This is a genomic window from Streptomyces sp. SID10853, assembly GCF_010548145.1.
GTDB lineage: Bacteria > Actinomycetota > Actinomycetes > Streptomycetales > Streptomycetaceae > Streptomyces.
Map to the genome: position 1 here is coordinate 1 of NZ_JAAGLN010000486.1, position 1,239 is coordinate 1,239.

The following is a 1,239-nucleotide window of genomic DNA, read 5'->3' on the forward strand; positions in this document are numbered from 1 at the left end:
GGGCGTGGGAGCACGGCGGCCCGGGCCGGTGGCAGCCGCCCGGGGAGGGGGCGCGCGCGGGCCGGGTGCCCTGGCGCTCCACGCTGGTCCTCACCGTGATCGTCCTGGTGGGCACCACCATCGCCGCCCACGGGCAGGCCGACCGCGCCCCGCTCGATGTGTGGGCGCGGCTGCTGCTGGTGGCCGGCCAGGCGTTCCTGCTGCTCCGCACCAAGTACCCGGTCATCACCGCCTTCGCCACCGCGGCCTGTGCGATGGTCTATCTGGGCGCCGGATATCCGTACGGACCCGTGTTCCTCACCGTCGCCGTCGGCTGCTTCGGGGCCATCGTCGCCGGTCACCGCTATGCCGCCTGGTCCGCCGTCGGCATGCTCTGGGCCGGACACGTCCTGGCCGCGCACTGGCTCTACCGCTGGCTGCCGCCCGCCGGTGACCACGCCGCCCCGTGGGGGCAGGAACTGGCGGTCACCGCCTGGGTGGTGGCGATCCTCGCCGCCTCCGAGCTGGCCAGGGTGCGGCGCGAGCGGTGGGCCCGTGAACGTGCCGAACGCCGGGCCGTCGAGAAGCGCCGCGCCGATGAGGAGCGGCTGCGAATCGCCCGGGAACTCCACGACGTACTGGCCCACAGCATCTCGGTCATCAATGTGCAGTCGGGTGTCGGGCTCGCGCTCCTGGACTCCGACCCCGAGCAGGCGCGTACCGCTCTGACCACCATCAAGGCCGCGAGCAAGGAGGCGCTGGGCGAGGTACGCCAGGTGCTCGACACCCTGCGGGCGCCCGGCGCCGCTCCGCGGGCCCCGGCCCCGGGACTCGACCGGCTCGGTGAACTCGTGGAGCAGGCGTCCGCCGCCGGTCTGACCGTGGACACCGTCACCGAAGGAACACGCAGGGATCTCCCGCCCGGTGCCGACCTCGCGGCCTTCCGCATCGTCCAGGAGGCGCTGACCAACGTGGTGCGCCACTCCGGGTCACGTACCGCCCGGATCACCCTCGGCTACGCCCCGCAGCGGCTGGTCCTGCGGATCGAGGACGAAGGGCCGGCCACCCACGACGAGGCGGGCGGCAGCGGCAACGGCCTGGTGGGCATGAGGGAGCGGGCGGCCGCCCTGGGTGGCACGATCGACGCGGGGCCGCGCCCGGGAGGCGGGTTCCGCGTCGAGGCGGTCATCCCGTTCACCGGCGGGGCTTCCGCGCCCAGCCCCGGACCGCCCGCCTCAGCACCCGCCCCAGCGCCGACCG

The 1,239-nt window shown here is 75.0% G+C and carries 1 protein-coding gene; it reads left to right on the forward strand.

Annotation, left to right across the window (positions count from 1 at the left end):
• Positions 1 to 65 precede the first annotated feature (65 nt).
• On the forward strand, positions 66 to 1,239 hold a 1,174-nt coding region (locus G3I19_RS36525; protein WP_343235316.1), incomplete at its 3' end, for a sensor histidine kinase.